Origin of the sequence: Klebsiella sp. CN_Kp113 (assembly GCF_040064585.1) — a bacterium.
Taxonomy (GTDB): domain Bacteria; phylum Pseudomonadota; class Gammaproteobacteria; order Enterobacterales; family Enterobacteriaceae; genus Klebsiella; species Klebsiella michiganensis.
Genome location: NZ_JBEAID010000025.1, coordinates 80539 through 101918 on the forward strand (window position 1 = coordinate 80539; position 21380 = coordinate 101918).

General features: G+C 57.8%; 20 protein-coding genes. 7 read left to right on the top strand and 13 right to left on the bottom strand.

Annotated elements, in window-relative coordinates; genetic code table 11:
• Positions 1–74: 74 nt before the first annotated feature.
• The 7 genes from ABLV30_RS17570 to rhaB all read right to left on the bottom strand — a co-directional run bounded on the left by ABLV30_RS17570 (position 75) and on the right by rhaB (position 8493).
• Entirely contained in the window at positions 75–1079 is a 1005-nt protein-coding gene (locus ABLV30_RS17570) for an ABC transporter permease (protein WP_004855968.1), read from the bottom strand.
• On the bottom strand, positions 1076–2080 hold the full coding sequence (locus ABLV30_RS17575) for an ABC transporter permease (RefSeq protein ID WP_025106559.1): 1005 nt from the start codon (positions 2078–2080) through the stop codon (positions 1076–1078). Before ABLV30_RS17575 ends, ABLV30_RS17570 begins: the two co-directional genes overlap by 4 nt.
• On the bottom strand, positions 2080–3591 hold the full coding sequence (locus ABLV30_RS17580) for a sugar ABC transporter ATP-binding protein (RefSeq protein WP_014837038.1): 1512 nt from the start codon (positions 3589–3591) through the stop codon (positions 2080–2082). Before ABLV30_RS17580 ends, ABLV30_RS17575 begins: the two co-directional genes overlap by 1 nt.
• A 143-nt stretch (positions 3592–3734) precedes the next feature.
• Positions 3735–4721, bottom strand: a complete 987-nt coding sequence (rhaS, locus tag ABLV30_RS17585) for a rhamnose ABC transporter substrate-binding protein (RefSeq protein ID WP_004127197.1) — start codon at positions 4719–4721, stop codon at positions 3735–3737.
• An 81-nt stretch (positions 4722–4802) separates the two neighbouring features.
• A complete protein-coding gene (gene rhaD, locus ABLV30_RS17590) occupies positions 4803–5633 on the bottom strand; it encodes a rhamnulose-1-phosphate aldolase (protein WP_032719438.1) in 831 nt (276 codons plus the stop codon).
• A 137-nt stretch (positions 5634–5770) separates the two neighbouring features.
• Positions 5771–7030 carry an L-rhamnose isomerase gene (gene rhaA, locus ABLV30_RS17595; protein WP_014837041.1) on the bottom strand — a complete coding sequence of 420 codons (1260 nt, stop codon included), beginning with the start codon at positions 7028–7030 and terminating at the stop codon, positions 5771–5773.
• Positions 7027–8493, bottom strand: coding sequence for a rhamnulokinase (gene rhaB / locus ABLV30_RS17600; protein WP_201208645.1), 1467 nt, complete (start codon positions 8491–8493; stop codon positions 7027–7029). The genes rhaA and rhaB overlap by 4 nt, the downstream gene beginning before the upstream one ends.
• A gap of 311 nt (positions 8494–8804) precedes the next feature.
• Between rhaB and rhaS (ABLV30_RS17605) the strand changes: the two genes are divergently transcribed.
• Both rhaS (ABLV30_RS17605) and rhaR read left to right on the top strand, forming a co-directional pair.
• Positions 8805–9641: an HTH-type transcriptional activator RhaS gene (rhaS, locus tag ABLV30_RS17605; protein ID WP_004107487.1), complete on the top strand. Its 837-nt coding sequence runs from the start codon at positions 8805–8807 to the stop codon at positions 9639–9641.
• Between the two features lie 73 nt (positions 9642–9714).
• Positions 9715–10563 carry an HTH-type transcriptional activator RhaR gene (gene rhaR / locus ABLV30_RS17610; protein WP_004127212.1) on the top strand — a complete coding sequence of 283 codons (849 nt, stop codon included), beginning with the start codon at positions 9715–9717 and terminating at the stop codon, positions 10561–10563.
• Positions 10564–10568: 5 nt separating this feature from the next.
• Here the strand turns inward: rhaR and rhaT are convergent, their stop codons facing one another.
• Entirely contained in the window at positions 10569–11603 is a 1035-nt protein-coding gene (gene rhaT, locus ABLV30_RS17615) for an L-rhamnose/proton symporter RhaT (protein ID WP_004107493.1), read from the bottom strand.
• Between the two features lie 291 nt (positions 11604–11894).
• Here rhaT and sodA point away from each other — a divergent pair, with 291 nt between their 5' ends.
• Both sodA and yiiM read left to right on the top strand, forming a co-directional pair.
• Entirely contained in the window at positions 11895–12515 is a 621-nt protein-coding gene (gene sodA, locus ABLV30_RS17620) for a superoxide dismutase [Mn] (RefSeq protein WP_219557737.1), read from the top strand.
• A 71-nt stretch (positions 12516–12586) separates the two neighbouring features.
• The gene (yiiM, locus tag ABLV30_RS17625; protein WP_014227423.1) at positions 12587–13261 is read left to right on the top strand and encodes a 6-hydroxyaminopurine reductase; all 675 of its coding nucleotides are present in this window, start codon (positions 12587–12589) and stop codon (positions 13259–13261) included.
• Between the two features lie 91 nt (positions 13262–13352).
• Here yiiM and cpxA read toward each other — a convergent pair whose 3' ends face one another.
• Both cpxA and cpxR read right to left on the bottom strand, forming a co-directional pair.
• Positions 13353–14726, bottom strand: coding sequence for an envelope stress sensor histidine kinase CpxA (gene cpxA / locus ABLV30_RS17630; RefSeq protein ID WP_004107505.1), 1374 nt, complete (start codon positions 14724–14726; stop codon positions 13353–13355).
• Positions 14723–15421 (bottom strand): envelope stress response regulator transcription factor CpxR, encoded by a 699-nt coding sequence (cpxR, locus tag ABLV30_RS17635; protein WP_004127228.1) that lies wholly within the window; start codon positions 15419–15421, stop codon positions 14723–14725. The genes cpxA and cpxR overlap by 4 nt, the downstream gene beginning before the upstream one ends.
• A gap of 149 nt (positions 15422–15570) precedes the next feature.
• On the opposite strand from cpxR, the gene cpxP reads away from it, so the two are divergent.
• From cpxP to pfkA, 3 genes are all read left to right on the top strand, one after another.
• On the top strand, positions 15571–16074 hold the full coding sequence (gene cpxP / locus ABLV30_RS17640; protein ID WP_004855993.1) for a cell-envelope stress modulator CpxP: 504 nt from the start codon (positions 15571–15573) through the stop codon (positions 16072–16074).
• 149 nt (positions 16075–16223) lie between these two features.
• Positions 16224–17120, top strand: coding sequence for a CDF family cation-efflux transporter FieF (gene fieF, locus ABLV30_RS17645; RefSeq protein ID WP_014227425.1), 897 nt, complete (start codon positions 16224–16226; stop codon positions 17118–17120).
• A 202-nt stretch (positions 17121–17322) separates the two neighbouring features.
• Entirely contained in the window at positions 17323–18285 is a 963-nt protein-coding gene (gene pfkA, locus ABLV30_RS17650; protein ID WP_004127238.1) for a 6-phosphofructokinase, read from the top strand.
• A 59-nt stretch (positions 18286–18344) separates the two neighbouring features.
• Here the strand turns inward: pfkA and rraA are convergent, their stop codons facing one another.
• From rraA to hslU, 3 genes are all read right to left on the bottom strand, one after another.
• A complete protein-coding gene (gene rraA, locus ABLV30_RS17655; protein WP_004127241.1) occupies positions 18345–18830 on the bottom strand; it encodes a ribonuclease E activity regulator RraA in 486 nt (161 codons plus the stop codon).
• Between the two features lie 92 nt (positions 18831–18922).
• Positions 18923–19849: a 1,4-dihydroxy-2-naphthoate polyprenyltransferase gene (gene menA, locus ABLV30_RS17660; RefSeq protein ID WP_014227426.1), complete on the bottom strand. Its 927-nt coding sequence runs from the start codon at positions 19847–19849 to the stop codon at positions 18923–18925.
• Between the two features lie 190 nt (positions 19850–20039).
• Positions 20040–21374 (bottom strand): HslU--HslV peptidase ATPase subunit, encoded by a 1335-nt coding sequence (hslU, locus tag ABLV30_RS17665; RefSeq protein ID WP_004127247.1) that lies wholly within the window; start codon positions 21372–21374, stop codon positions 20040–20042.
• Between the last annotated feature and the right edge of the window lie 6 nt (positions 21375–21380).

A 21380-nucleotide genomic window follows, 5' to 3' on the forward strand; every position in this document is an offset into this window, starting at 1 on the left:
TTCACCCGCCCCCGGGTCGCGGCTGGCGCCTTACCCGGGCTACACGTACCGGTCAGATTAGGGGGAAGGGGAAATTAAATTCGTCTTCGCTGCATCATCCGCCGGGTAATAATCGGCAGCGAGATCACCACGATCAGCATCGCGCCGATGATGATCGACATCACGATCCCCGGCACGTTGAGCAGGCTCAGGCCAAACGTCACCAGCCCCATCAGGAAGGCGGCGATAATCACCCCCACCATGCTGCCGGAGCCGCCGAGAATATTGACGCCGCCGAGCACCGCCATCGTGACGACCGCCAGCTCCCAGCCCATCGCCAGCGTCGGGCGGGTGCTGCCGAGCCTCGAGGTCAGCAGGACCGCCGCCAGCCCGGCCATCAGCCCGACCAGCGCGAACAGCACCAGATTGTGGCGCTTGACGTTGATTCCGGAGAACCAGGCTCCGGTCGGGTTATTGCCGATGGCGTAGGTCCGGCGGCCAAAGTTGGTTTTATGCAGCAGGAAGGTAAAGGCGGCGGCGAGGAGGATAAACAGCGCGAACTCAAAAGAGAGCGCCCCCCACACGTAGCCCTGGCCGAACCAGGCGAAGCTGTCCGGGTAGTGATTGAGCGCCTTGTCGCCCAGCAGAATGTAGGTTATTCCGCGATACAGGCTCATGGTGCCGATGGTGATCACAATCGACGACAGGTTAAAGCGCGTCACCAGGATACCGTTGAACAGGCCGCACAGCAGCCCCACGCCCAGCCCGACGGCCACCAGCAGCGGCGTATCCATACCCGCCGCCGCGCAGAAGCCCATCGCCGTTGAGCTCAGCGCCATCGTCGAGGCTACCGAAAGGTCGATCTCTCTGGCGATAATCAGCATCGCCATCGGCAGCACGATGATCGCTTTTTCGGTAAAGTTAAACGTGGCGTCCGACAGGTTCCAGATATTAAGGAAGTAGGGTGACGCCAGGGCGTTAACCACGAATACCGCCAGGGTTACCGCCAGCAGAAACCCTTCCCAGCACAGCAAGCGGCGCAGCGGCGACGGCGCGGCCGGGGCGCTTTTCATCTCTTCAGACATCATTATTTTGCTCATGATTTCACCGCCTGTTTCTGCCGCGCCAGCGCCGCGTTGCGCAGGATTAATCGTCCGCTACCTTTATTACCGCGTTCGTTAAGCAGCACCGCAATGACGATCACCGCGCCGGAAATGGCCATTTGCCAGAACGGCGAAATGCCAATCACCGGCAGGGCGTTATTGATAACGCCGAGGAACAGCGCGCCGCACAGGCAGCCGAGCACGCGACCGGTTCCGCCCATGGTGCTGATGCCGCCGATGACGCAGGCGGCGACCACCTGCAGTTCAAAACCGTTGGCGACATCGACATAGGCGACGGCGAAGCGCGAGATCCACAGATAGCCGCAGAACCCGGCCAGCGCGCCGGAGAGGCAGAAGCTGACAAACTGCATTTTCCCGGCGTTAATCCCGGTGTAGTACGCCGCCGTCGCGTTGCCGCCCGCGGTGTACAAGGCCCGGCCGGTGCGGCTGTAGCGGAGGAAATAGCCCACCAGCAGCAGCGCGGCGATGGCGCACCAGCTCAGCAGCGGCAGCCCCAGCAGCGAGGCGCGCGGCAGGCCGAGAAAATCGGCGCTCATCTGGTGCGAGTTAACCCAGCCGCCGTCGGAAAGCAGGAAGATAATCCCGCGATAAATACTCATGGTGCCCAGCGTGACCACGATGGCCGGAATGCCGAGCCGCCAGACCAGCAGGCCGTTAATCATCCCCATCAGCAGGCCAAGCAGGGTCGCCAGTGCCAGCAGCGCCGCCACCGGGATACCCGGATAGTGGGCGTTGAGCAGCGCGACGATCATCCCGGTCAGCGCCAGATTGGCGGCCATCGACAGATCGATCCCTTTGGTGAGCAGTACCATCATCTGGCCGAGGGCGAGGACGATCAGAATGGCGGTGTCGTTAAACATCTCCACCAGATTGCCCGGCGAGACGAACGACGGCGCCCGGCTGCCGATAGCGCCGATCAGCAAAACGATCACCGCCGCCAGCAACGCTTCGCGGTGTTTAAGCAGTTGTTTACCCATTACGCTGCCTCCCGACCGGCGCCGCTGGCGGCGCTGACGATGGTTTCCGCCGTCGCTTCACCGGCGCGATACTCGGCCACCATCAGCCCTTCGTGCATCACGATAATCCGGTCGGCCATGCCCATCACTTCCGGCAGCTCCGAAGAGACCATAATGACCGCCAGCCCCTGGCTGACCAGCTCGGACATAAACTGGTGCACCGCCGCTTTGGAGCCGATATCGATGCCTTTAGTCGGTTCGTCGAGGATAATCACCTCGGGATGGGTCGCCAGCCATTTGCCGATCACCACTTTTTGCTGATTGCCGCCGGAAAGGGTTTCCACCGCCTGCCGCCAGCTAAAGGCCTTAACCTGCAGGCGCGAGGCGTACTCGTCCGCCAGCCGCCATTCGCGGGCGTCGTTAAGCACGCCGCCGGGGTTCAGTTTGCTGAGCTGCGGCAGGCTGATGTTCTGGGCGATCGGCAGGGCGATAATTGCTCCCTGCTTCTGCCGCTCTTCCGGCACGCAGACGATACCGGCGCCGATCGCGTCGGCCGGCTGGCGAAAGCGCATCGGTTTTCCCTTCAGCACGATATCGCCGGAAGAGGGATGCGAGACTCCGGAGAGCGCCTGCATCAGCTCGGTGCGCCCGGCGCCCACCAGCCCGTAAAAGCCAAGGATCTCCCCTTTGCGCAGGCTGAAGCTGATATGGGCGAACTCGGTGGGGTGGCAGAGGTCTTTCACCTCCAGCACCGTTTCCCCTGGGATACAATCGACTTTCGGGTAGGTTTGGGTAATCGCGCGGCCCACCATCATCGCCACCATCCGCTCTTCGGTGATGTCGTTAATCGCACCGGAGCTGACGTACACGCCGTCGCGCAGAATGGTGTAGTAGTCCGCCAGCTCGAAAATCTCATCGAACTTATGCGAAATAAACAGGATCGCTTTGCCGTCCTGCTTCAGGCGCTCAACGATCTGATAGAACTCCAGAATTTCATGCTGCGAGAGCGCGGCGGTCGGCTCATCGAGGATCACCACCTGAGCTTCAAAGGAGAGCGCCCGGGCGATGGCGACCATATGGCGCTGGGCGATACTGAGGGTTTTCAGCGTCGCGCGCGGGTCAATCTGTACCTCGAGGCGGGTGAGAATTTCGCTGGCTTTGCGGTGCATGGCGGGCCAGTCGAGCTTCTTCAGCAGGCCGCGATGCAGATACTGGCCGACGAAGATATTTTCGGTGACCGAGAGTTCGTCGAACAGCACGGTTTCCTGATGAATCGCGGTGATCCCGACCTTATGCGCCGACTCCGGGTTCGGCAGTTGGATAGGGATCGCTTTATAGAGAATCTCGCCCTCTTCGGGCTGATAAATGCCGGTCATCACTTTGACCAGCGTCGATTTCCCCGCGCCGTTTTCGCCGATTAAAGCGGTCACTTTGCCGGGCCAGAGATCGAGCTGTACGTTTTCAAGGGCGCGCACACCGGGAAAAACCTTGGTGATGCCCTTCAGCGACAGCAGTGGGGTGGATGCTGACATGATAGTTCTCCGTAAAATCACCCCTCACCCTAACCCTCTCCCCAAAGGGGCGAGGGAACCGTTCAGTGCTCGCTGGCAGCAGTGCGCAGAGGGCCTGACTTTCTCCCTCTCTTTTGGAAGAGGGCCGGAGTGAGGAAACAGGGTTAGAAAATTTTCGAGAACTTATCGATGTTGCTCGCATCGTAGACGAACGGTTCGGCCATCGCGCCGCTACCGTCGGCGTCCAGCTTCACTTTGCCCAGCTTGCCCATATTGGCTTCGGTTTTGGTCGCCGTGCCTTTGACTAAATCGTCGGCCAGATACGTGGCGGCGTAGCCGAGGTCAATCGGGTTCCAGATGGCGAAGCTTTTGCTGGCACCGGACTTAATCGCCCCGGCCATTTCCGACGGCAGCCCCAGCCCGGTGACGTAGACCTTGCCGATTTTGCCCTGATCTTTCACCGCCTGCGCGGCGGCCACGATCCCCACCGACGAAGGCGAAACGATCACTTTCAGGTCAGGATATGACTTCAGCAGGCCCACCGCTTCGCGGTAGCTTTTATCCGACAGATCGTCCCCGTAGGCGACAGTCACCAGATTGACGGACGGGTACTGCGGCAGCACCTTTTTCATCTCCTCAATCCAGATGTTCTGGTTGGTGGAGGTTGGGGTGGCGCTTAAAATCGCCACATCGCCTTTTTCCACGTTCAGCGCCTTCAGCGCATCGGCGGCGAGCTTAACGTTGGTTTCGCCAATCAGCGCGTTATTGGACGGATTAAGATGGATCTGGCGGCCCGCCGGCGCGACGCCGGAGTCCCAGGAGACCACCTTAATGCCGCGCTGCATCGCTTTTTTCAGTACCGGCACCACGGCGTCGGGATCGTTAGCGGAAATGGCGATCGCATCCACCCCCTGGGCGATCAAACCATTCAGCACTTCGATCTGCGCTTCGGCGGTGGTGGTGGTCGGGCCGGTATAGATCACTTTGACATCGCCTAACTCTTTGGCCGCTTCCTGCGCGCCGACGTTCGCTGCTTCGAAGAATCCATTTCCCAATGATTTCGCCACGAGGGCGATTTTGACTTCGGCTAAAGCGGAACCGGACAACGCCAGGATGGCAACGGTGAGGATCAAGCTTGTGTTTGTTTTCATTGCTTTTACTCCACATGAGTTAGTTTGTAGGGTTTGCAGGTGATTTTTTCGCCCCGTCTCGGTGAGCGGGGCGCGATGTTGTTATGGATAAAGGTCTAACGCGGACTGCAGGGGTTGAACGTTGAAGCGTTTGCCAAGGGCGACCAGCTCTTCGCGGGTGATGGTTTGTTTCATCCCGCCCATTGAGTAAACTTTCACCAGCACCTCGGCGGATTTCTCAGCGGTATCGATCAGGCCGAAGGTTTCGTCCAGATTGGGGCCGCTGCCGAAAACGCCGTGGAACGGCCACAGCACCAGCGAATGTTTCTGCATCGCCTCGGCGGTGGCCTGGCCGATTTCGTCGGTGCCCGGCACCATCCACGGCAGGATGCCGACGCCGTCCGGGAAGACCACCAGGCATTCGGTACTCCCTTCCCACAGCTTGCGGGTAAACAGATCGCTGTTGTTCTCCAGCACGTAGGTCAGGGCGATCAGATTGGTGGCGTGGCAGTGCATGATCACCCGGTCTTTACCGTTGGTCAGCCGGATGCGCTCGCTGTGCGACAGGAAGTGCGCCGGCAGCTCGGATGTTGGCACCGCATCGTTGGTCAGGCCCCAAAGAATATGGTATCCCGCGCCGTCGCTGTCGACTTTCACCACCCCGAGGTTCGCCGCCGGGTCGAGCTGGACGTTACGGAAGAATTTACCGGAACCGGTGACGATAAACGGCTGGTTAGCCAGCGTCGGCATCGGCTGGCTCAGGGCGATATAGCGCGGTTTAGCGTGGAAATCCGCCGCGTAGGGTTCGATATCCGCTTCGTCGAGGCGCAGCGTCAGGTTGCCGCCGTTGCGCTCGTCCCAGCCTTTCAGCCAGGCGTCAGAAGTGGCTTTAATCATGCCCTGGACGAACCAGGCGTCGATAATGGTCTGCATAGTCTTGTCTTTCCTGTTGATTCGGCGCGGGGTTGGCCCCTCGCCCTGAATATGTGCGAGCCCCCGGATTGCGCCGTAAACGGCTTATCCGGGCTACCGGTTTGTAGCCCGGCCGCGGCACGGGGAACGTCCGGGCTTTACCCGCGCTGGCTCAGAACCGCATTCTCATAAGCGCGTACGTTATCCAGCCACTGGCTGCCTGCCGGCGTATCGTGACGCTGACAGTACATCTCCCAGATGGCCTGCCACGGCAGGCACTTCTGCTCTTCCAGCAGCGCCAGGCGGGCGGTGTAATCGCCGTCGAGCTCCAGCTGACGCAGCTGCCCGGTCGGTTCCAGCAGGGCGCGCAGCAGGGCTTTCTTCATATTGCGGGTACCAATCACCCACGCCGCGATGCGGTTAATCGAAGCGTCGAAGAAATCGAGACCGATATGCACGCGGTCGAACAGATCGTGACGGATGATTTCGCTGGCGATGGCCTGGGTTTCGTCATCCAGCAGCACCACGTGGTCGCTGTCCCAGCGTACCGGACGGCTGACGTGCAGCAGCAGGCGCGGGATATAGAGCATGGCGGCGGAGATTTTGTCGGAGATGACCTCCGTCGGGTGGAAGTGGCCGGCATCCAGGCACAGGGCGGTCTGGCGGCTGGTGGCGTAGCCCATATAGAACTCATTGGAGCCGACGGTGTAGCTTTCCGCGCCGATACCGAACAGTTTGCTCTCGACGGCATCAATGTGGTGCGCCGGGTCGAGTTTCTCGCTGATCACTTCATCGAGCGCGTTCAGCAGGCGCTGGCGCGGCGCGAAGCGGTCAACGGTAATATCCTTCATGCCGTCCGGGATCCAGATATTCATTACCGACGGCGTGCCCAGCTGCTCGCCGAAGTAAGCGGAAATACGGCGGCTGGCTTTGCAGTGATCGATCCAGAACTGGCGGATTTCATCGTTGGCGTGCGACAGCGTAAAGCCATCGGCGCTTAGCGGATGCGAGAAGCAGGAGGGGTTAAAATCGAGCCCCAGCTTGTTGGCTTTCGCCCACTCAACCCAGTTTTTAAAGTGCTCCGGCTTAATTTCATTACGCGGCACCGGCGCGTCGGATTCGAGATAGAGCGCGTGCAGGTTCAGGCGTTTTGGCCCGGGGATCAGGCTCAGCGCCTGCTCAAGGTCGGCGCGCAGCTCGCTGGCGTTACGCGCTTTACCCGGGTAGTTGCCGGTGGCCTGAATACCGCCGGTCAGGCTTCCTTCCGGGTTTTCGAAACCGACGACGTCATCGCCCTGCCAGCAGTGCATGGAAACGGGCAGGCGATCCAGCTGGCGCAAGGCCTCCTCGACGTCCACGCCGACGCTGGCGTAGCGCTGTTTGGCAATTTCCCAGGCTTGTTCAAGTTGAGTGGTCATGCGCAAAGCTCCTTGGTCTGTTGTGGCTGAAACTGCGCGACGAAGCGGGCAATTTCACTTTCAGGATTGGGGGTAAAGGTGGTGAGGGCGTAGTTTTGCCGCACCACCTGACGGAATTCATCGACGTTGTGCAGCTCGTCCAGGGTCATCAGCTGAATGCCGATATTGCCCAGGGTGGAGGCCTCAATCGGGCCGGCGGTCACGGTGATGCCGCAGGCGTCGGCGCACAGCTGGTTGAGCAGTTCGTTCTGGCAGCCGCCGCCGACAATATGCAGCTGGCTGAACGGCTGACCGCGCAGCGCCGCCAGCTCGTTGAGCACCCGGGCGTAGAGCAGCGCCAGGCTGTCAAAAATACAGCGCGCCAGCTCGGCGTCGGTATCGGGAACCGGCTGCCCGGCTTCGCGGCAGGCGGCCTGGATTTCCGCGCTCATGTTGTCCGGGTTGATAAAGCGGTCATCGTTGCAGTCAATGACGAAGCGGCAGGCCGGAAGCGCAGCGGTACGCGCGATCAGCGCCGGCAGGTCGCCGACGTTTTGCTCCTTGAGCACCCGCTGCAGCAGCCACAGGCCCATAATATTTTTCAGCACCCGATAGCGGCCTTCGGCACCGCCTTCGTTGGTGATATTGGCCCTTAGCGCCGCATCGCTGGTGCAGGGGGTTTTGCTTTCAAAGCCCATCAGCGACCAGGTGCCGGAAGAGAGATACGCGGCGTTTTTGCTGGCCAGCGGCGAGGCGATAACCGCGCTGGCGGTATCGTGGCTGGCGACGGCGACCACCGGGATGTTATTGCCCTGCGGGCAAATCCAGTGGCCAATAACGTTGCCGGGATGGGTCGGCGTTCCGAACCAGTCGCGCGGCGCGCCGCTCCAGTTCAGCAGATCTTCATCCCAGCTATCGCTGTTGATGTTGACCAGCTGCGTGGTAGTGGCGTTGGTGTATTCCCAGTTCATGTTGCCGGTCAGGCGGAAGCTAAAGTAGTCCGGGATCAGCAGCGCGTGCGCGGCCTGGCTGACCAGCTCCGGCTGCTGTTCAACCAGCGCGCGCAGCTGATAAAGGGTATTAAACGGCAGAAACTGAATACCGCTGCGGCGGTAGATCTCCGCCCGGCCCAGTTGCTCTTCGGCATGGCGCATCAGGCCCTGGGTGCGGGAGTCGCGATAGGAAACCGGCAGGCCGACGCGCTGACCCGCTTTATCCAGCAGGACATAATCCACGCCCCAGGTATCGATGCCGATGCTGTCGATCAGGATGCCCTGTTCGCAGACCTTCTCCAGACCGCGGCGAATTTCCCCTTCCAGGCTATCGAGATCCCAGCAGTCGAAGCCATCCACCTTTTGCAGGCTATTGGTAAAACGGTGAATTTCACGCAGCGCCAGCGTTTGCTGACCGGGCTGATAACCGGCGAGCATCACCCGCCCGCTGGAGGCGCCTAAATCGACGGCGACACAATGACGATAACTCATGGGAAGATCCTTGTGAAAATCATTGCATACAGTCTAAAAAAGTCGCGTCGGGCTCACCTTCTTGTTACTGACAGGGAAAATTGGCCGCTGGCAAGAAAGCAAAGGTGACCGTGAGGGAGGTCACAGTTTCGTTTTCTCCGCGCTGGGGTGAGGGATGTAATGTTGTCCGCAGTTCCCGATCTTTCCCGTCATTTCTTGAAAAAGCGGCAGGCTTTACGAATTTTGCGGTCAAAAATTGAAGGCCGGATCGCCGACCCTTAATTACTATTTGCTCCACTGATTGATAACTTTTCTCATCTCGAGGAGCGGCTATGACTATGTTGCACAGTGTGGATTTCTTTAAGTCCGGCGTTTCAGCTGTCGCCATTGAGCCGCGGCTCCCGCAATCCGCTTTTCCTGAGCATCACCATGATTTTCATGAGATTGTTATTGTGGAGCACGGCACCGGGATTCACGTTTTCAACGGCCAGCCCTACACCATCAGCGGCGGCTCGGTCTGCTTTATCCGCGATCACGATCGCCATCTCTACGAGCACACGGATAATTTATGCCTGACTAACGTGCTCTATCGCGCGCCGGACGCGTTTCGCTTTTTGTCCGGCCTGAACGAGCTGTTGCCGCAGGAGCAGGAGGGGAACTACCTCTCGCACTGGCGGGTGAATCAGAATGCGTTGCAGCAGGTGCGCCAGATTGTGGAGCAGATGGAGAACGTTGGCGCGGATGCGGATATGCACGCCATCGCCAGCCGCGAGATTTTATTTATGCAGCTGCTGGTGCACCTGCGTAAAAGCAGCCTCGCCGAAGGGGCCGCCAACAACGACGCGCGGCTCAACCATTTGATGGCCTGGCTGGAAGACCATTTTGCCGAGGATATCTGCTGGGAAGAGGTGGCGGCGCGCTTTTCGCTCTCCTTGCGAACCCTGCACCGTCAGTTAAAACAGCAAACCGGGCTGACGCCGCAGCGCTATCTGAATCGGGTGCGGTTGATGAAAGCGCGCCATCTGCTGCGCCATAGCGATGATAGCGTGACCGATATCGCCTATCGCTGCGGATTCGGCGACAGTAACCACTTTTCGACGCTTTTCCGCCGCGAGTTTGACTGGTCTCCGCGCGATATTCGCCAGGGGCGCGACGCCATTCTTCAGTAACGGGAGAGCAGTCAACGTTTTGACAGACATAAACGCGAATAATGAAACGTTATTCGCGTCCGGAGTTGATGTCGTGGCAGGTCAGCTGATTCTTCGCAAAGATGAATTTTTTGCCTCTCCCGCTCAGGCGGTGGCGGTGGCGGATCGCTATCCGCAAAACGTCTTCGCCGAGCACACCCATGAGTTCTGCGAACTGGTGCTGGTGTGGCGGGGTAACGGCCTGCATGTCCTGAACGATCGTCCGTGGCGCATTACCCGCGGCGATCTGTTCTATATCCGCGCGGAAGATAAACACTCCTACGCCTCGGTGAACGATCTCGTCCTGCAAAACGTCATTTATTGCCCGGACCGGCTGCGGCTTAACTTTGACTGGGCCGCGCACATTCCCGGCCTGTTCGGCACCCCGTGGGTTCCGCACTGGCGGATTGGCAGCAGCGGCATGGCCCAGGTCAGGCAGGTGATTACCCAGCTGGAGCATGAAAGCAGCCGCAGCGATGCGCAGGCCAATAATATGGCCGAACTGCTGTTTGCGCAGCTGGCGCTTATTCTTCAGCGCTATCGCTACGCCACCGATAATCTGGCGGCAACCCAAAGCGAAGCGCTGCTCGATAAGCTGCTCACCGAGCTGGCGGGCAGCCTCAATCGTCCTTTCTTTCTTGACCGTTTTTGCGAGCGCGAAGGGTGCAGCGAACGCGCGCTGCGCCAGCAGTTTCGTCAGCAGACGGGGATGACCATCAACCACTACCTGCGCCAGCTGCGCATCTGTCACGCGCAGTATCTGCTGCAGCATACCGAACGGCTGATTGGCGAAGTGGCGATGCAGTGCGGGTTTGAAGACAGCAACTACTTTTCGGTGGTGTTTAACCGCGAGATAGGCATGACGCCGGGGCAGTGGCGGCAGCGCAGTCGCACCGCCGCCTGACGACGCTAGTTCGCCATTCCCAGACCAACGATATTGGCGGCGATAATAATCACCACGCAGCCGAGGCTGAGGACGCCCACCGGACGACGGCCGGCGTTGTTCCACTCTTTCAGTATCAGACCCACGAGGCCGCCGCACAGCACGTAGAAGCTCATATGCAGCATCCAGCTCATGTAGTCGTACTGCGCCGGAATGCTGGCGTGACCCCAGGCGTAGAAAAAGAACTGCAGATACCACATCAGGCCGCCTAACGCCGAAAGCAGGATATTGCTGATGATGAGCGGTTTTGCCAGCGAGAAGTCGGCTTTTATCGACAGGTTTTTTACTTTTGCCAGACGGATAAAGCAGAAGCCGAGGTTGACCAGCGCGCCGCCGCCCATGATCACCACATAGCTTGGCAGCGCGGTGTAGAGCGGATCAACGCCGAGCGCGGCGGCGGCTTCATGCATCGGCTTGGCGGCGTTCATGGCGAACGACATACCGGCCGAGAAGATGCCGCACATCACCGCCAGCAGCAGCCCCTTTTTCAGGTTGAAGTCTTCGGCTTTGATGCCCATTTTGCGCTCTTTCAGCTGGCCTGCGCGGGTGACGATACCCACGCCAATCACCGCGACCAGTACGCCGAGCAGCGTCATCTGGCCGCCTTTAGTGTTAATGAGAACATCAAACTGACCGTTAAGAATCGGCGTCATTAACGTGCCGACAATCAGCGTGATACCAATGGCGATGCCGATCCCCATCGACATCCCCAGGTAACGCATCGTCAGGCCGTAGTTGATATTACCGATACCCCACATGGCGCCGAACAGGAAAACGGGCAGCAGAGTGGAGGCGTTAAAAGAACCGTAATAGGCCCAGAAATCGGGCAGCAGCATGGCGCTGATGGCCCAGGGGAGGATCAGCCAGGAGACAATACCGCCGATAGACCACATGGTTTCCCAGGACCAATGTTTAACTTTCTTGAACGGGGCATAGAAACAGGCTGCACTGGCCGCACCTATCAAATGCCAAAAAATACCCATCGTAATCGCGTGATTCATTGATTTTATCCTCATCTATTTTTTATCGGATAAATCTTCTTCCGACCCGATGAGTGTAAAAATCGGTCAGTTTTTCCGCCTTTAAGCTGTTGCCACCCGAAGCCTGAACCTGGCAACCAAAAACTTAATTAGTTGTTCTGTATCACAAAACGACATCTATTACCCATTGTTATAACCTTATTAAAAATACGGCATTGATAAGCGTTTTCAATATCATTTAATTAACTATAATGAACCAACTGCTTACGCGGCATTAACACTTTCCGCCGCTCGACAATAATGGAGATGATTATGAGTTATACACTGCCTGCCCTGCCGTACGCTTATGACGCCCTGGAACCGCATTTTGACAAGCAGACGATGGAAATCCATCACACTAAACACCACCAGACCTACGTAAATAACGCTAACGCAGCGCTGGAAAGCCTGCCTGAGTTCGCGAGCCTGTCCGCAGAAGAGCTGATTACCAAACTGGATCAGCTGCCGGCAGACAAAAAAACCGTGCTGCGTAACAACGCAGGCGGCCACGCTAACCACAGCCTGTTCTGGAAAGGCCTGAAAACCGGTACCACCCTGCAGGGCGACCTGAAAGCGGCTATCGAGCGTGATTTCGGTTCCGTTGACAACTTCAAAGCGGAATTTGAAAAAGCGGCGACGACCCGTTTCGGCTCCGGCTGGGCGTGGCTGGTGCTGAAAGGCGACAAGCTGGCGGTGGTTTCTACCGCTAACCAGGACTCCCCGCTGATGGGCGAAGCGATCTCTGGCGCTTCCGGCTTCCCGATTATCGGCCTGGACGTGTGGGAACACGCTTACTACCTGAAATTCCAGAACCGCCGCCCGGACTACATCAAAGCGTTCTGGGACGTGGTGAACTGGGACGAAGCCGCAGCGCGTTTTGCCGCCAAAAAATAAGGTTGCATTGTGCTGAGCGAGAAGCGAGTCTGATGACTCGCTTTTTTTATATCCGCAGCAAAGGAGCAGCGATGCACTATCCGGTGAATGTCTTTGTGGGCAAGGTAAGGGATTATGACGGCAGCCGTCCAAGCGCCATCGGTAAAATTCAGGTCGATGGTGAACTGACCCTCGGCGATTTGGGGCTGGAGGGCGATGAGCAGGCGGAGAAGAAAATTCACGGCGGGCCGGACCGCGCGCTGTGCCACTATCCCCGTGAACACTACGCCCACTGGGCCCGTGAGCTTCCGCAGCAGGCGGATCTTTTCTGCGCCCCGGCGTTTGGCGAAAATCTCTCGACCGAAGGGCTGACCGAAAAAAACGTCTACATTGGCGATATCTTCCGCTGGGGAGAAGCGCTGATTCAGGTCACGCAGCCGCGATCGCCGTGCTTCAAGCTCAACTATCACTTTGCCGTCAGCGATATGGCGCAGCTTATGCAAAACAGCGGCAAAACCGGCTGGCTGTATCGGGTGGTGGCGGGCGGGCAGGTGTCCAGCGATGCGCCGCTGGCGCTGGTTTCCCGGCTCAGCGACGTGAGCGTTCACGAAGCGGGCGCCATCGCCTGGCAGATGCCGTTTGATGATGAGCAGTACCACCGTCTGCTCTCCGCGGCGGGGCTGTCGGTAAGCTGGAGCCGTACCATGCAGAAACGGCGCCTGAGCGGGAAGATCGAAAATAATTCGCGGAGATTGTGGGGAAAATAGCGCTTCCGTGCGCGTTCCCGGATGGCGGCGCGTTGCGCCTTATCCGGGCTACCCGTTTCGAACCCGGCCCGGCGAAGCCAGGCCGGGGGGATCAGGTGCGCTTGTACAGCGGCAGCCAGAGGGTTAAGCGCAGGCCGCCCAGCGGGCTGTCGTCGGCCTTCACCCAACCGCGATGCTGTTGAATCGCCGCCTCGACAATCGCCAGCCCCAGGCCGGTACCGCCAGACTCGCGGTCGCGCGCCTCATCGGTACGGTAGAACGGACGGAAAATCTGCTCGCGATCCTCCGGACTCACGCCCGGGCCGTCATCATCGACGTTCACCGTGATGCCGTCTTTATCCACTGAGAAGCTTACCGAAATTTTAGTATGCGAGTAGCGCAGCGCGTTACGCACGATATTCTCCAGCGCGCTTTCCAGGGCATTGGGGTTACCGTACAGCGGCCACGGCCCCGGCGGATACTCGACGGTGAACGATTTCCCCATCTGTTCGGCTTCAAAGGCGGCGTTATCCAGCACCTCGCCCCACAGCTGGTTGGCTTTCACCGTTTCGCTGACCAGCGCGGTTTTCGCCTGATTGCGCGACATCACCAGCAGGTCGTTGATCATGCTATCCAGCCGGTGCGCTTCCATCTCAATCCGCTCCAGCTCTTTGCTTTCCCCGCTGCGGCGGCGCAGCAATGCGGTGCCTAACTGCAGGCGGGTCAGCGGCGTGCGCAGTTCGTGCGAGATATCGGACAGCAGACGATGCTGGCTGGACATCATGCGCTCCAGCGCGGTCACCATCTGGTTAAAACTGGTCCCGGCGGCTAAAAACTCCTGCGGACCGGCTTCCAGCTCCGGATGCTGACGCAGGTTGCCCTGGGCGACTTCATCGGCGGCATTTTTGAGCTTACGCGCGGGTTTCGCCAGGCTCCACGCCAGCCATAGCAGCAGCGGGGCGCTGACTAACATCGTGACGATCAGCAGCAGTAGCGGCCGGTCGAACAGCAGATTGATGAAGTCTGATTGTGACGTATTGGCAGGACGAATCAGATAGAGCTGGTAGTTATCTTCTCCATCCCTGACGGAAAAAGGCCCGACCATTTCCAGACGACCATAGCGCTTTTTCTGCGGATGGTCGGCGTTATCCGCCTGGCCGATAAAGTTGCGGATAATCTGCATTTCGTTGCGTTCGGCACCGATAACGCGACCTTCGCTGGTGACCAGCAGCAAACGCTGGCCCGGCGGAGCCCACTTATCGATGGCGCGAAACAGACGACGCCACCACATCAGGTCGTTTGGCGGATCGTTCGCCAGTTCGGCCTCGACGTGCTGTTCAATCATGATGCCCTGACGTTGCTCGCTCTCCAGCAGCTCGGTCATCTGGCGCGAGTCCAGCTTAGGCAGCATCAGAACCAGCATCAACACCAGCGCCAGCGTGAGCCAGAAAATAGCGAAGATGCGTGCGGTTAAACTTCCAATCATGAAGCCGATACCATCAGATAGCCGCGTCCGCGCAGGGTTTTAAACCACGGATGGCCGTCTTTGCGCTCCGGCAGCTTGCGCCGCAGGTTGGAGATGTGCATATCGATTGCGCGATCGAATGGCGTCAGGCGTTTACCCAGCACTTCCTGGCTAAGATGCTCACGCGATACCACCTGGCCAAGATGCTGCGCCAGAAGATAGAGCAGGGTGAACTCGGTGCCGGTCAGCTCGAGGGTCAGACCATCGAAGCTGGCTTCCTGGCGACCAGGGTTAAGGCTTAGCGCATCCACTTCCAGCGTCGGTGAACCGGCTTCGGTTGTCTGCTGCTGCTCGCTCCAGTGCGACCGGCGCAGAATCGCGCGTATACGCGCCACCAGCTCACGATCGTTGAACGGCTTAGGCAAATAATCGTCCGCGCCCAGCTCGAGGCCGAGAACGCGATCCAGCTCGCTCCCGCGGGCCGTTAGCATGATAACCGGGGTCTGGTGTGTCTGACGCAACTCTTTGAGCGTGTCGATACCGTTTTTCTTCGGCATCATCACATCAAGCAAAAGTAAATCGATGCTGTCGTCCAGAAGGGCCAGCGCCTGTTCCCCATCATGGGCGACGAGCACATTAAAACCTTCCATATCGAGCAGCTCTTTTAACAGGGAGGTGAGCTCCCGGTCATCATCTACTAACAGGATTTTATTCATTGTTTAAATACCTCCGAGGCAGAAATTACGTCATCAAGGCTCGCTAATCCATGACTTTACGTTGTTTTACACCCCCTGACGCATGTTTGCAGCCTGCATCGTAAACTCTCTCTCGTTGAATCGCGACACAAACGTTTTGGGAGTATGTGATGCGCAATGTTATCGCTGCCGTCATGGCCTCAACGCTGGCGCTAAGTGCATATAGCCAAGCCGCTGAAGTCGTCACCAGCGTTAACTGGCTTCCCGGAGACGAAGGGGTCCAGCGCAGCAGCCAGAGCCATATGTTTGACGGCATAAGTTTAACTGAACACCAACGGCAACAGTTACGAGATCTTATGCAGCGGGCACGCCACGACAGGCCACCCGTTAATGTTAGCGAAATGGAGACAATGCATCGCCTTGTCACCGCAGAAAATTTTGATGAAAACGCTGTACGCGCTCAGGCAGATAAGATGGCGCAGGAACAGGTTGCCCGCCAGGTTGAAATGGCAAAAGTTCGCAACCAGATGTATCACCTGCTAACGCCAGAGCAGCAAGCGGTTTTAAACGCTAAGCACCAGCAACGAATGGATCAGTTGCGTGAGGTTGCACGGATGCAAAAAGGCTCAGCGATGATGCTTTCGAGTAGTAGCAATACCCTGCAACCCCAGTAACAACCCTGTTTTCCTTGCCATAGACACCATCCCTGTCTTCCCCCACATGATGTGGGGGTTTTTTTTGCCCGTTATTCAGCACTCTCCTGCCTCCCCGTCCCGGTAAAAGATCGGGTTATACTAAGCGCATCGCGAAGTAAGGAGCGTTTATGAATCAATCTTATGGGCAGCTGGTGAGCCGCGCGGCGATTGCGGCGACGGTGATGGCCTCTGCGTTACTTTTGATCAAGATTTTTGCATGGTGGTATACCGGGTCTGTGAGTATTCTGGCGGCGCTGGTTGATTCACTGGTGGATATCGCCGCCTCGTTGACCAACCTGCTGGTGGTGCGTTATTCGCTGCAGCCTGCCGATGAAGAACATACCTTTGGCCATGGTAAAGCGGAATCGCTGGCCGCGCTGGCGCAAAGTATGTTTGTCTCCGGCTCGGCGCTGTTTCTGTTCTTGACCGGTATTGATCATCTCGTTCGTCCTGAGCCGATGAATGCGGCGGGCGTAGGGATGGTGGTGACGCTGATTGCGCTGGTCAGCACGCTGCTGCTGGTCACGTTCCAGCGCTGGGTAGTAAGAAAAACACAAAGTCAGGCGGTACGGGCGGATATGCTTCATTATCAGTCTGATGTTATGATGAACGGCGCAATTCTGGTGGCGCTGGCCCTCTCCTGGTACGGCTGGCACCGTGCTGATGCGCTGTTTGCATTAGGTATAGGCGTCTATATTTTATATAGCGCGCTGCGCATGGCTTATGACGCTGTTCAGTCGTTGTTAGACCGCGCGCTTCCTGATGAGGAACGCCAGGAAATTATCAATATCGTGACCGCGTGGCCAGGCGTCAGCGGGGCGCACGATCTACGAACGCGGCAGTCAGGGCCGACTCGCTTTATTCAGATTCATTTGGAAATGGAAGATAACCTCCCGCTGGTTCAGGCACACGTGATTGCCGACCAGGTGGAGCAGGCGCTGTTGCTCCGTTTTCCCGGGTCCGATGTCATTATCCACCAGGACCCCTGCTCTGTGGTGCCGTTAGGGCGGCAGGGTGTTTTATGATCTTTAGGTTATAGTCTGTAAACTCGATGTAAAAGTGTGGGGCGGATCGGCATTTTTTGTATAAATTACCGCCATTTGGTCTGACCTGAATCAATTCAGCCAGAAGCGTTTGATATACTATTGCAATTATCGTTGTGCACTCCTCGTGAGGGGCGCTTCAGGCAACAGGATTATTTTTTGCTTCCTAAGTTCAGAGGTAGTCATGATTAAGAAAATCGGTGTGTTGACAAGTGGCGGTGATGCCCCGGGCATGAACGCAGCAATTCGTGGCGTTGTGCGTGCGGCATTAACGGAAGGTCTGGAAGTTTTTGGAATCTATGACGGTTACCTCGGCCTGTATGAAGATCGTATGGTTCAGCTCGACCGCTACAGCGTTTCCGACATGATCAACCGCGGCGGCACCTTCCTGGGGTCGGCGCGTTTTCCAGAATTCCGCGAAGAACATATTCGCGCCGTCGCGATTGAAAATATGAGAAAGCGCGGCCTGGATGCGCTGGTGGTTATCGGTGGTGACGGTTCCTACATGGGTGCCGTGCGTCTGACTGAGATGGGCTTCCCCTGCATCGGTCTGCCGGGCACCATCGACAACGATATTAAAGGCACCGACTATACCATCGGCTTCTTTACCGCATTGAGCACCGTGGTAGAGGCCATTGACCGCCTGCGTGACACCTCTTCCTCCCACCAGCGTATTTCCGTTGTTGAAGTGATGGGCCGCTACTGCGGCGATCTGACCCTGGCGGCAGCTATCTCCGGCGGCTGTGAGTTCATCATGGTGCCTGAGGTTGAATACACGCGCGACGACCTGGTTTCAGAAATTAAGGCGGGTATCGCGAAAGGCAAAAAACACGCGATTGTGGCGATCACCGAGCATATGTGCGACGTCGACGAGCTGGCTCACTACATCGAGAAAGAGACCGGCCGTGAAACTCGTGCCACCGTACTGGGCCACATTCAGCGCGGCGGCTCTCCGGTTCCTTATGACCGTATTCTGGCATCCCGCATGGGCGCGTACGCGATTGACCTGCTGCTGCAGGGCTTCGGCGGCCGCTGCGTTGGTATTCAGAACGAGAAGCTGGTTCACCACGACATTATCGACGCTATCGAAAACATGAAGCGTCCGTTCAAAAGCGACTGGCTGGATTGCGCTAAGAAGCTGTACTAAGCCTCCGGCGGAAATAAAAAGGCCTTCTCAGAGAGAAGGCCTTTTTTATGGGCGGGACGCTACTCGATATCCAGGGCATCCTCGGAGAGGATAATCCCGGTATTATCGGCGTAGAGATGGTCGCCGGAAAAGAAGGTGACGCCGCCGAAGTTGACGCGCACGTCGCTTTCGCCGATACCTTCACCTGCGGCCCCTACGGGGATGGCCGCCAGCGCCTGGATGCCGATATCCAGCTCTTCCAGATCGTCAACCTGACGCACAGCGCCATAGACGACCAGCCCTTCCCACTCGTTTTGTACGGCCAGACGCGCCAGGTCAGCGTCAATCAATGCGCGTCGAACGGAACCACCGCCGTCAACCAACAGGACATGACCACGGCCGTTCTGTTCGAGCATATCGTAGAGCAACCCGTTATCCTCGAAACATTTTACCGTGATGATTTGTCCACCAAACGACGAGCGCCCCCCAAAGTTGGAGAACAGAGGTTCCACGACGTTGACATCCTCCTGGTAGATGTCACAAAGCTCGGAAGTATCGTATTTCATAGGCTTAACGTTCAGTTGCTGCGAGAATTTTCAGTATATCGCGTGAATCGTACTGTTGGCAAAATCATCAATTGTTAATTGATATTTGTCAGTTAACCCACAAGCCGGCTGCAAATAATTCCGATAACAAACAGCAGGTTGGTCAGCAGCGCCCCTTTAACCGTTCTTTCGAGCATTGGACGCATGGCGACAGGGTCGCGTTCGCGCATCACATAACGCGCCTGTTTGACCAGCAGCGGCGTTGCCAGCAGGAACAGCCAACCCCACGGATTATGCAGCGAGAGAAGGTTAAACAGCGCCAGGCACAGCGGCGCGCCAAACAGCAGGCAGGCGTGGTAGCGGCGAGCGTTAACCGGCCCCAGGCGCACGGCGAGGGTGTTTTTACCGTTTTCACGATCGCTGTCGATATCACGCAGGTTGTTAATATTCAGCACCGCCGTTGCCAGCAGGCCGCAGGCGGTGGCGGGTAAGAAAATAACCGCTTCAACGCTGTGCGCCTGGAGGTACCAGCTCCCGACCACGCTAAGCCAGCCGAAGAACACCAGCACGGAGATATCGCCAAGGCCGATGTAGCCGTAAGGACGAGTGCCGACGGTGTAGGTAATGGCGGCCACGATCGATAGCCCGCCAAGCACCATAAAACCGATAAAATCGGCCATGGTCTGCCAGGCCAGGAACAGCAGCGCCAGGCCAGAGAGACAAATCAGCGCCACGGTGAGAATCAACGCGCGTTTCATCTGCGCCTGGGTGATTGCCCCTTTCTGCATCCCGCGCAGGGGGCCGATACGGTCAGGTTTATCGCTGCCTTTTACCGCGTCGCCATAATCGTTGGCCAGATTGGAGAGGATTTGTAATAAACCGGCGGTGATGATGGCCAGCAGGGCAACCCAGGGATCGAAGCTGCCCTGATGCCAGGCAAGCGCGGAGCCGACAATAATGGCGGCAAAGGCCAGAGGTAACGTTTTGGGGCGCAGGCTTTCCAGCCAGGCCTGGGTGCGAGTGATAGCGTGTTCGGTCATAAGTCCCGGCCAATAAAAAATGGGGCTCTACCCTTCATACTTCAAGCTGCAGATGCGTTGGCGACGCGCATTCACCCCAGGCACTGCCGGGATAAATGAGGGCCATCAGCCAGCGGCTGCCTTTCCACAACTCGAATTATTTAGGGTATCTATAGCCCCATCTATAGTGATGAAAATATATTGAACCGGATTATAAGATAAAACGGCTCAGATCTTCATCTGCCACCAGAACATCCAGATGCTTACCGACATATTCCGCATCGATGGTGACGGTTTGGCCATTCATTTCGCTGGCATCGTAGGAGATGTCTTCGATCAGACGCTCCAGTACGGTATGCAGACGACGCGCACCGATGTTCTCGGTGGTCTCGTTGACCTGCCACGCGGCCTGAGCGATACGCTTGATGCCATCTTCCGTGAACTCGATATTGACGCCTTCGGTGGCCATCAGCGCTTTATACTGCACGGTGATGGACGCGTTCGGCTCGGTCAGGATGCGCTCGAAGTCGTGGGTGGTCAGCGCTTTCAGCTCAACGCGAATCGGCAGACGACCCTGCAGCTCCGGGATTAAGTCAGACGGGCTGGCCACCTGGAACGCGCCGGAAGCGATAAACAGAATATGATCGGTTTTCACCATGCCGTGCTTGGTGGAGACGGTGCAGCCTTCAACCAGCGGCAGCAGATCGCGCTGTACGCCTTCGCGGGATACGTCCGGGCCGGAGGAGTTGCCGCCGCGCTTACAGATTTTATCGATTTCGTCGATAAACACGATACCGTGCTGCTCAACGGCGTCGATGGCATCCTGCTTCAGCTCTTCCGGGTTGACCAGCTTCGCCGCTTCTTCTTCAATCAGCAGCTTCATCGCGTCTTTAATTTTCAGCTTACGCGGTTTTTGCTTCTGGCCGCCCAGGTTCTGGAACATGGACTGCAGCTGGCTGGTCATCTCTTCCATGCCCGGAGGGGACATGATTTCAACGCCCATCGGCGCAGCAGCGAGATCGATCTCAATCTCTTTATCATCGAGCTGCCCTTCGCGCAGTTTTTTACGGAAAGACTGACGCGCGGCGGACGGTTCCTGAGGCTGTTCAGCCTGGCCCCAGTTGTTTTTCGCCGGCGGGATCAGCACGTCAAGGATGCGCTCTTCCGCCAGTTCTTCCGCACGATAGCGGTTTTTGTCGATGGACTGCATGCGCACCATTTTGATCGCCGCATCGGTCAGATCGCGGATGATGGAGTCCACTTCTTTACCAACATAGCCCACTTCGGTGAATTTCGTCGCTTCAACTTTGATGAACGGCGCGTTGGCAAGCTTTGCCAGACGACGGGCGATTTCCGTTTTACCGACGCCGGTCGGGCCGATCATCAGAATGTTTTTGGGCGTGACTTCGTGACGCAGCTCTTCGTTGAGCTGCATACGACGCCAGCGGTTACGCAGAGCGATGGCGACGGAGCGCTTGGCTGCGTCCTGGCCGATAATGTGTTTGTCCAGTTCGCTGACAATTTCGCGTGGGGTCATTTCAGACATGGGAGA